Origin of the sequence: Neobacillus sp. SM06 (assembly GCF_050496765.1) — a bacterium.
Classification (GTDB): domain Bacteria; phylum Bacillota; class Bacilli; order Bacillales; family Cytobacillaceae; genus JAEVLT01.
On record NZ_JBNWEO010000014.1, the window covers coordinates 171,838 to 181,417 of the forward strand.

The window sequence follows — 9,580 nt, forward strand, 5'->3', positions numbered from 1 at the left end:
CAACACCTCCTAGCTTTTTATTTTTTTATGCAGCTCGTACAATGTATTCATCGCTTGCAGCGGTGTCATATCTAAAATATCCAGCTTTTTCAGTTGTTCCAAAACTCGTTTTTCTTTTGCCGACGGTGTATGGGACTGATCTATTTCCTTCGGTTCATCGAAAAACGACAGCTGGCCGGATGGCTCATGGTATTCTTCTTTGATGGCAACTGCTGACGGTTGTGGCATTGGCTCCGCTTCTAATTCTTGTAAAATTTCTTCTGCGCGGGCAATTAATTCATTGGGCAGTTCCGCTAATTGTGCCACATGAATTCCATAGCTTTTATCTGCAGGGCCTTCCTTAATTTTATGAAGAAACACCACTTTGCCATTGTGCTCAACGGCACTGACATGGACGTTTTTCAATTTCGGTAAATTTTCTTCTAAAACCGTCAGTTCATGGTAATGAGTTGAAAACAAGGTTTTTGCGCCGATTCGGTTATGAATATATTCAATCATTGCCTGGGCTAAAGCCATTCCATCATAGGTTGATGTGCCACGACCAATTTCATCAAACAAAATCAAACTGTTTTGCGTTGCGTTTGTTATTGCATTTTTTGCCTCAAGCATTTCGACCATGAACGTACTCTGCCCGGAAATTAAATCATCCGCAGCTCCGATCCGAGTAAAAACCTGGTCAAAAATCGGCAAGACCGCTTCATTTGCCGGGACATAGCAGCCGATTTGAGCAAGTATGGCAATTAAAGCAATTTGGCGCATATAGGTGCTTTTCCCTGACATATTCGGTCCGGTGATTAATAAAACTTCTCTCTCACTGTCCATATAACAGTCATTTGGAACATATTCCTGGGAATTCAGAACTTTTTCAACAACCGGGTGGCGTCCGTCTTTAATGACAATGCGACGTTCTTCGGAAAATTGCGGTTTTACAAAGCGCCGTTCTTCGCTCACTTGAGCAAAGCATTGCAATACATCAAGCTTGCTTGCATTTTTTGCCAATGATTGCAGTCTTGGAATATATTCTTTTACTGTCTCACGAATGTTAGTAAACAGTTCATACTCAAGCTCGCCAATTTTTTCCTCTGCTTGTAAAATCAATGCCTCTTTTTCCTTCAATTCCGGGGTAATGAACCGTTCTGCATTTGTTAAAGTTTGTTTTCGTTCATATTGCCCTTCCTGCAAAAGATGCAAATTGGCCCGCGTCACCTCGATATAATAGCCAAATACACGATTGTAGCCCACTTTCAGTGATTTGATGCCCGTTTTTTCCCGTTCTTTTTGTTCAAGCTGGGCGATCCATGTCTTGCCATTGCGGCTTGCATCGCGGAATTGATCAAGCTGGGCGTTATAGCCGTCGCGAATCATATTGCCTTCTTTTAATGATAGCGGTGGGTTATCGACAATTGCCTGCTCCAATAAATCGGTGACTTCTTCAACCGGATCCAATTGTTCTGCGAGCTCCACTGCTTCTTCCGTTTCAAACTGGCGAACGATTTCTTTTAAAAAAGGAATTTGCGTTAGAGAACGCTTAAGCTGCACCAAATCGCGGGCATTGACATTCCCAAATGCCACCCGTCCGGCAAGACGTTCCAAATCATAGACTTCCTTTAATTTCTCCCGAAGATCCTGTCGTTCAAAATAATGCTGGATCAAGGTATCCACCAAGTTTTGCCGGCGAATGATTTCGTGCTTGTCGATAAGCGGCCGATCGATCCACTGCTTGAGCATCCGGCCGCCCATTGCGGTCATGGTTCCGTCAAGCAGCCAAAGCAGCGAACCTTTTTTCCCTTTGGAACGAATGGTTTCTGTCAACTCCAAGTTGCGCTTTGAAAAGTAATCAATTTTCAAATACTGTTGGATTTGGTATGTGGAAACCGACTGCAAATGGTCAAGGCTCCTCTTTTGTGTCCGGTATAAGTAGTGAAACAATCTCGCTGCTGTCTGCTTTAATTTGTTTTGTGTTAAATCGAGCAAAAGGCTGCTGAAGGATTCTTCGGTTCCATCCTTATCCTCAAACGATAAAGTGATTGCAGATCGGTCGCGCATTTGTTTTTGCAACTCACCATTAAAGTTGCTCGGAATCACAACTTCTTTTGCACCTAGTACTGCCAATTCATTCAGCACTTCGTCAAATTGGTTTGACAAAAGCGTTACCTTGCTTTCGCCCGTCGAAAGATCGCTATAGGCAAGTCCGAACGTATTATCCGCAAATGGGGTAACCGAGGCAATGTAGTTGTTTTCTTTATCGTTAAGCCCGCGTCCCTCCATCAAGGTACCAGGCGTGATCAACTGAACAACTTCGCGTCTCACTACCCCTTTTGCCTGTTTCGGATCTTCTGTTTGTTCACAAATGGCCACTTTGTAGCCTTTTTCAATTAGTTGTTCAATATAACTTTGCGCTGAATGGTAGGGAACTCCGCACATGGGAATCTTCTCATCCCCGCCGCCTTCCCGGCTCGTTAACGTAATTTCAAGCTCCTGCGATGCTTTTAAAGCATCTTCAAAAAACATTTCATAAAAATCGCCAAGGCGAAAAAATAAAAAGGCATCCTGATGCTCTGCCTTTACCTTTAAGTATTGTTGTATCATCGGCGTATAATGAGCCATAATTTCCTCCAACATTTCCAATCTATCAATTCGAGTATCTTCGACAATTATATCATATTGGCCGCCCTCGGACACCGGCAGATACTTGGCAGTATGTGTCAAGTTTTTCTCGGTAGTGCTCTGGACACGTGGTTTCTGGCACTCACTTTTTGTACGCTGACTTCCCTACCGCGCTACCGCTTGGTGGCCTGCACATTTTCATAACGTTCTCACGAACCTTATGAAAACATGCAGGTTATAAACTCATACTCTTAACTAATTGCCCCATAGCGGTCGAATGGGGGGCATGTAAGCTGATTCTCCCGTTTTTGGCTCCTATAGATGGCCGGGTAGCCTGGTGAAGAATCTGGGACATTCTCACCGCTTTCTTCACTTCACGCTGCTTTCTAGCGCTTTTATGCTGGTGCTTAAGGTATACCTCTCTCAAGGTTTGATTAAGAATACCTTGTTTAATTTTAACCATTGCCTCAGCCCCCTCATAGCTCCAATGCATCCCTCTCTTTTTCATCCGAAAAGAGACGTGGCGCTGATTCGACTCCATCGCTCCTAGGTTTCTCGCATTCTCTGGCAGATTCTTAACCTTATTTCTCCAATCAAAAATTCGATCCCAATTTCCACCAATATACCAACGGAATGCTTTTAATTTCTCAAGTTGTTTTGAATCCTCAAGCGTGCTTTCGTATGTGTCTAAACACACTGTAAATGCATCCATATCATGATCGTCAATGGCTTTTTTCACCTTGTCTTTCCAGTCGCTTTTTACCCCGAATGTCCGATTTAGTGATTGCGAAATATGGTAAGAGTCCAGTTGATTCCACACCTTATAACGAGATTGTGAAAAGGCTCCTTGGAATTTGTCAGCTGTATAGCCCAGACCTCCGTCACTATTGGTCACTACTTGAGTATTCTCCAAGCTATAGCGGTGAGCCGTAGTGGCCTGTACTTGGCTCCAAAACACATCTGTGCGCTGAGTGGTCATGATAACCTTTGGCTCTCTCAAAGATACACGTTTTCCATTGATATCCCAGCCCTCATATGTAATGGCGTGATGAACCTCTATATTCTTTCTACGCTTTGTACTTCGGACAAATACCCCATCCGCCTCAGCCATTAAAAAATCCACTTTCTTTGCCTCTGGTAAGCTGGCCGCTTCCTCCAAATCCAATACTAATTCTTCATCCGCCTTCGCTTGTGCTCCTCCCACAGACTTAACCATCTTTCCCACTGTTTGATGGCTGATTGTCACAGCGGTCCATTCTTTTAGGGTTCGAGCCACTTCCCTATAGGCGTTTTGACTGGCTAATTCAGCTACCTTAACCTCAACCAGAGGACTATAACGCTGATGTTTTCGCAAACCCAATAATTCATCAAAAGGATAGACTGGATGACCTTCATTATCATGCATTAACGTATGATTAAATCGGATCGTTCCAAAAGTGAACTGAACAGTCTTTGGATCATTTCGTTCGACTTTCCAATCCGCTTTCTGTTTTTCCTTCACAATTGCCTGGTTCATATGATTAAATACTTCCCCTAGGAGTTGAGAAAAAACCTCATACATCAAAAGCTGAAGACGTTCTTCAAGGATTATTAGATTTTCACTTTCCTTTATTAATTTGTATATTTTTGTTATAATTTTTTCCATGAGAAGGCCTCTTTCTAAATGTATTTCGCCTTGGTCAGCGTACATTTATGATAGAGTGCCTTCTCTTTTTTTACCAGCAATTGGTCCCGAGAAATATTTTACACATAGTACTTGGCAATTTGAAAAAGAAACGATGGCAGTGATTTTATCGTTACGGAACAACTGCCAAATTTTTATTGACCTTTTTTGCTATTCTTTATATAATTAAATACGTTCCTTAAAAAACATCACACATGATCCTACTTTTGCTTCTTGCGTCACATACCGATTCAAGGCGAAATGGAACCCTTTTTTATTTATGTCCCAGTAGCTCAGTAGGATAGAGCAACAGTTTCCTAAACTGTAGGTCGGAGGTTCGAATCCTCTCTGGGACGCTAAAAAACCCTTGAATAGCAAGGGTTTTTTTTATTTTCTGCGAAAATTCGTTCGTTAAAGTTTGCTCTTGGGGCAGAAATGGGGCAGAATTAATTTAAGACGCTCTTAGATCCATATGGCGTTTACACTTCGTACATTGAAATAAGTTTGGTTCAATCTCTTCATTCGCCTTCAAATATGTTATATTTGAAGTAAGCGAGAGGGTCGCACCCCTCTCGCTTACCGTGAAGCTTTATTTACGGTTTTTGAAGTTGTTTGCGTCTGTCATTAAGTTTATCATAGCTCCCTGAAGAACAGGTAGACGAGCTTCGTAAGATTTGGGAAATGATTAAGAATCGAGAATCTGGAAAGAACTCGAGAAACAAAGAAAAATATAGTTGTTCCTAAAAATATAGGAAGGAAAATTAAAATGAGTGAACTGAATGAATTATTTTTGCAACTTATGAATGAACTTAAAGAGATTAAATCTACGATGGCCACTAAAGAAGATATCCGTAATCTTTCTGAAAAACTGGATTCCTATCAAGTGGAAAATCTTAATGCAGATAACCTTTTAATGAGCCAAATCCGTTCAATCCGCGAAGGCGTTGTATTTGTTAATAGAAAAGTAGCTGACGCTGAACTAGAACTCAACATCATGAAGCAAACTTCTAAACAACAATAACCCCATGAAGAATTTGAGTTAATCCCATATCCTTATGCAACTGAAAAAGCAAATAATTTTTTTTCGAAAACAAAAAGAAGCCCAGGATAAAAAGCTTGGGCGGTAACAAAATGAATGTGCTGATCTGCAAGTAAAAACCTTGGTTCAACTTTAGCTGAAGCAACCGCCTTTGCTGACCAAGGCTCTTCTGCCTTTTGTTCTTTCCCTGCGAAAATTCGTTCGTAAAAGCTTTCTCTTGGTACAGAAATGACATTCTTTATCTTTCCATTCCTAAAGCCCTTTGATCCACCGTCCTGCCATTTCAATCCAGTTTGCGACCTCTGGTTGAAAAGTTCTTTCATTATTTGCTGATTGAGTCTCTTCTGTTCCAAGGGATAAACCATGGATTCCATTTGGATAAATATGCAGTTCCAGTGAAACTTTATTCTCCAGCAGACTATTGGCAAACAACAAGCTATTTTCAACCGGAACAGACTGGTCTGAATATGTGTGCCAAAGGAAAGTTGGTGGGGTATCGGCCGAGACATGTTTTTCCAGTGAAACCTCCTGAATTAGTTCATCATAGTTTTCCCCCAGTAAGGCAACAAATGAACCCTTATGTGCATATGATCCAGAAGTAATAACCGGGTAACTTAATAAAATTCCGTTCGGCTTAATTTCTTCCATCGAAATATCCAGCCTTTCCTGCAAGAAAGGTTTATTCCAAAAAACACCTAAACTTGCTACTAAGTGACCCCCAGCAGAGAAACCAGCAACAATAATCTTATTCCTGTCGACATGCCATTGATCTGCATTCTTTCGAATAAGAGCCACCGCCAAAGCAAGTTCTGCAAGTGCTGTAGGAAAAACAGCGGGACGAACACTGTATCTTAAAACACAGGCATGAAATCCCATGGCATTCATTTTTATCGCAACAGGTTCAGCTTCTCGGTCTGAAGTAAATGCATATCCCCCGCCTGGGCAAATAATGACCATTGGACGTTTTCGTTGACGGTCAATTTCTGGGGAATTATCTAAAATATATGTATACAATTTCGCCTCAGAATTCTTCGTTCGAATATCAAGTTTTTCACATAGCATTTTTTGCTCCTCCTCTTTACTGGTTTTAACAGGGCAGCTTTTAGCCATAGTGCAAAAACAGCCCTATCAATCAATTAATAACTCAACTTTCGCACTTGAAAAGTAACCTTTAATAGCGACCCAGCAAGCATTGGTGCTATTTGATTATTTTGCTTGACAAAGATCCTATTGTGTGAAAAAACACCTCATTCTGTGGTAAAGTGAGATTGTCTAAAATCACTACCATACAAAAGAGGCGTCCCTTATATGATAGATCAAAATGAACTAAACAATCAACTACCCAATGAACTAAAATGCTTCACTACCTGTAATTACTTAATACACAACCGTTTTTCCAGCAAAGCGTTCAGGAATCCGCTCTTCAGTCCTAAACCAAATGTTATTGTCATATCCTCCCCAACGTTGGTCGGTGGTAAAGTCGTACCAATCACTTACATCTAAATCCAGCGCTTCTCCACCCTTAAATTGCTTCCTTCTTTTTATAGCGGGTAACAGCCTTTGAATCTGAATACATATATTAACTTAAATCTGAAAGAATCTTTTGAACCCTTTCTCTTTACATTAACATTTCTTTTCCTCCAATAAAAATTCCTTAACCTTTATTGGCACCGGCTTTTAGTCCATCAACCATGTATCTTTGAGAAATTAAAAATAAAATGGTGATAGGAATAGCAACTAAAACGGCACCGGCAGCAAATGTTGTAAACTGCGAATTCCCTCTCCCAGTTACCATTTCATACAACCCTATTGCCAATGTTTTATTGCTATCCGAACGCAGAATTAACCTTGCAAAAATAAAATCCATCCATGGTCCAATGAAATTGCTTATAGCAATAAATACCAATATTGGTGTTGATAGTGGGAGCATTATTTTATAAAAAATTTGGATATGATTTGCTCCATCTAATTTTGCAGCCTCCTCCAAGCCTTTAGGAAATCCATCAAAATACCCTTTCACAAGCCATGCCCCGAAAGGAATAGATCCTCCTGCATAGACCAGTATTAATCCCCAAAGATTATCCAATAGACCCATTTGAAGTAATAGAATATAAATCGCAATCATCCCCATAAATCCAGGGAACATTTGCAAAACAAGCATGGTCATAAGTCCGTATCTTCTACCAGGAAACCTGAACCGTGAGAAGGCATAAGCTGCTGAAACAACTAAAAATGTTGAGATAATCATATTAAAAAAAGCAACTTTTAAGGTGTTTTTATACCAAGTTAAATAATCTGTTTCCTTAAATAGATAACGAAAATGTTCAAAAGTTAAATGATCTGGAACCAATTTTGTAGAAAAAAGGGAATCACCGGGGTTAAGAGAACCTATAATAATCCAATAAACAGGGTAAAGGACAGTAACGGCAGTAATAAACAAAATGAGATAAATAATAGAATCGATAAGTTTATTTGAATGTAATATTATTTTAATCATGACAACATATCCTCTTCGTAAGCGTCAAATAGCCCCCACCTTCAGTGAGATGGGAGCTTGTTGTATTATTTAGATATCCTGTTAAAGGCTACGCAGCTAACAGGGATCGATGGTGACCAAGGTAGTAACTTATCTAAGGCATTCTCATCTGTCATATCCATATTGAGAAGCATTTCAAATAAATATCGAAGATAGTAATATGGATTCAATCCATTAGCTATTGCCGTCTCCACTATGCTATAAATTATGGCGCTGGATCGGGCACCTTTCGGTGTATTCGCGAACAGCCAGTTTTTCCTTCCGATAATTACGGGTTTAATAGATCTTTCGCTTCTATTATTATCTATCTCCAATCGCCCATCCTCTAAAAAGGCCACTAATTTATCCCATTGGTTTAGACAGTAAGCGACGGCTTTTCCAAGTGCACTCTTTGGTAAAACTTTCTGTTCTTGTATTTTAAGCCATTCGAAAAAAATGTCTAATACTGGTTTACTTTGCTTGAGACGTGCCTCATAACGATCTTTGGGATCTAGTTCTTTTAATTTGCGTTCAATCGCAAAAAGTTGATTACAGTAATTTAGGCCTTCCGTTGCCGTCACTGGTTTTGTGCTATTGGCAGGCAAGGATTTTAGTGCATCAGTGAATCCTCTACGAGAATGAGCCCAACATCCTACCAGAGTTACATCTGGTACCTTGTGGTAACCGGCATACCCGTCTACTTGTAAATACCCTTTAAAACCGTTTAAGAAGTTTTTTGGATTTTCTCCAGCCCTGGTTTCCTGGTAATCATAAACAATGATAGGAGGTCCTTCTTTCCCTGTGCGATACAACCATAAATAGGATTTAGAAGTGGCCGGCCTGTCAGGTTCATGAAGAACCTGAAGAGTGGTTTCGTCAGCTTGCAAAATATCAAGCTTCAGAAGAAGGGTATGCATTCTGTTATACAAAGCACTTAACCACCGATCTGCACCAATAATCATCCAATTGGCAAATGTTTGGCGAGACAGATTAATGCCCATTCGAGTAAATTGTTTCTCTTGGCGATATAAAGGCAAACCCTCTACATATTTTTGAGTCATAATATGTGACAAGATAGAAGGAGATGCCAAGCTGCCAGGAATGGCTGGTTTAGGCATGGATGCTGTTTGAATAGGAGTTTCAATCTCCTCGTCCTCACAATGACGGCAAGAGTAAACATATTGAACATGTTTCTTTACTTTTAATTCCGCAGGAATATAAATGAGTTCTTGACGAACTTCTGTACTCATTTCGTGCAATGCTCCACCGCAACACGAACAGACCTGTTCTTCTTCGGGCAAACGGTATTCAATCGTTTCCACAGGCAGGTTTTCTAACATCGCTTCGCGATGACCGGGTTTTTTACGGCGGCGTTTATAAGTGATTGATTCTAATTCTGGTTCTGGTTCTGGTTCTGGTAATTCAAGATTTGATTCGTTTTCCACTTCATTAAAAAGGTCCAATTGACCAGGGAGAGTTTTTTCGCTAGAAGCACCGAATCTTTTATGCTGCAGGAGGTGAAGCTGTTCCTCGAGCCATTTTACTTTGATTTCTAACTCGTTTTGCTCTTTAAGCTTCGCCTCTAATTCTGCATTTTGCTTTTCAAGTGCTTCTAAGCGTTTTAGGAGTTCTTCAATTGTAGGGTTTGGAAGATATGTATTATTTTTCTTAATTTTATTATACTACAAAATACGACGAATTTCCACAAAAAAATTAACGAAAATAGCTAGAACTATTCAGATTATTGTTCTAGTGT

The 9,580-nt window shown here is 40.2% G+C and carries 7 protein-coding genes and 1 tRNA gene; 2 read left to right on the forward strand and 6 right to left on the reverse strand.

What is annotated here, in order from left to right; all coding sequences use genetic code 11:
• Positions 1-9: 9 nt before the first annotated feature.
• Together mutS and ACQYAD_RS09405 are read right to left on the reverse strand one after the other, a co-directional pair.
• Entirely contained in the window at positions 10-2,607 is a 2,598-nt protein-coding gene (gene mutS, locus ACQYAD_RS09400; protein WP_430237588.1) for a DNA mismatch repair protein MutS, read from the reverse strand.
• Between the two features lie 235 nt (positions 2,608-2,842).
• A complete protein-coding gene (locus ACQYAD_RS09405) occupies positions 2,843-4,252 on the reverse strand; it encodes an ISLre2 family transposase (protein WP_430234557.1) in 1,410 nt (469 codons plus the stop codon).
• Between the two features lie 300 nt (positions 4,253-4,552).
• On the opposite strand from ACQYAD_RS09405, the gene ACQYAD_RS09410 reads away from it, so the two are divergent.
• Together ACQYAD_RS09410 and ACQYAD_RS09415 are read left to right on the forward strand one after the other, a co-directional pair.
• A tRNA-Arg gene (locus ACQYAD_RS09410) sits at positions 4,553-4,626 on the forward strand.
• A gap of 410 nt (positions 4,627-5,036) precedes the next feature.
• Positions 5,037-5,291, forward strand: coding sequence for a hypothetical protein (locus ACQYAD_RS09415; RefSeq protein WP_430237590.1), 255 nt, complete (start codon positions 5,037-5,039; stop codon positions 5,289-5,291).
• A 32-nt stretch (positions 5,292-5,323) separates the two neighbouring features.
• On the opposite strand, the gene ACQYAD_RS09420 is transcribed toward ACQYAD_RS09415, so the two are convergent.
• The 4 genes from ACQYAD_RS09420 to tnpC all read right to left on the reverse strand — a co-directional run bounded on the left by ACQYAD_RS09420 (position 5,324) and on the right by tnpC (position 9,497).
• The gene (locus ACQYAD_RS09420) at positions 5,324-5,596 is read right to left on the reverse strand and encodes a hypothetical protein (RefSeq protein WP_430237592.1); all 273 of its coding nucleotides are present in this window, start codon (positions 5,594-5,596) and stop codon (positions 5,324-5,326) included.
• Complete coding sequence (locus ACQYAD_RS09425; RefSeq protein WP_430237594.1) at positions 5,562-6,371, reverse strand: alpha/beta hydrolase; 810 nt, start codon at positions 6,369-6,371, stop codon at positions 5,562-5,564. The genes ACQYAD_RS09420 and ACQYAD_RS09425 overlap by 35 nt, the downstream gene beginning before the upstream one ends.
• 592 nt (positions 6,372-6,963) lie before the next feature.
• Positions 6,964-7,806, reverse strand: a complete 843-nt coding sequence (locus ACQYAD_RS09430) for a sugar ABC transporter permease (protein WP_430237595.1) — start codon at positions 7,804-7,806, stop codon at positions 6,964-6,966.
• 65 nt (positions 7,807-7,871) lie between these two features.
• Positions 7,872-9,497: an IS66 family transposase gene (gene tnpC / locus ACQYAD_RS09435; RefSeq protein ID WP_430237608.1), complete on the reverse strand. Its 1,626-nt coding sequence runs from the start codon at positions 9,495-9,497 to the stop codon at positions 7,872-7,874.
• Positions 9,498-9,580: the final 83 nt, after the last annotated feature.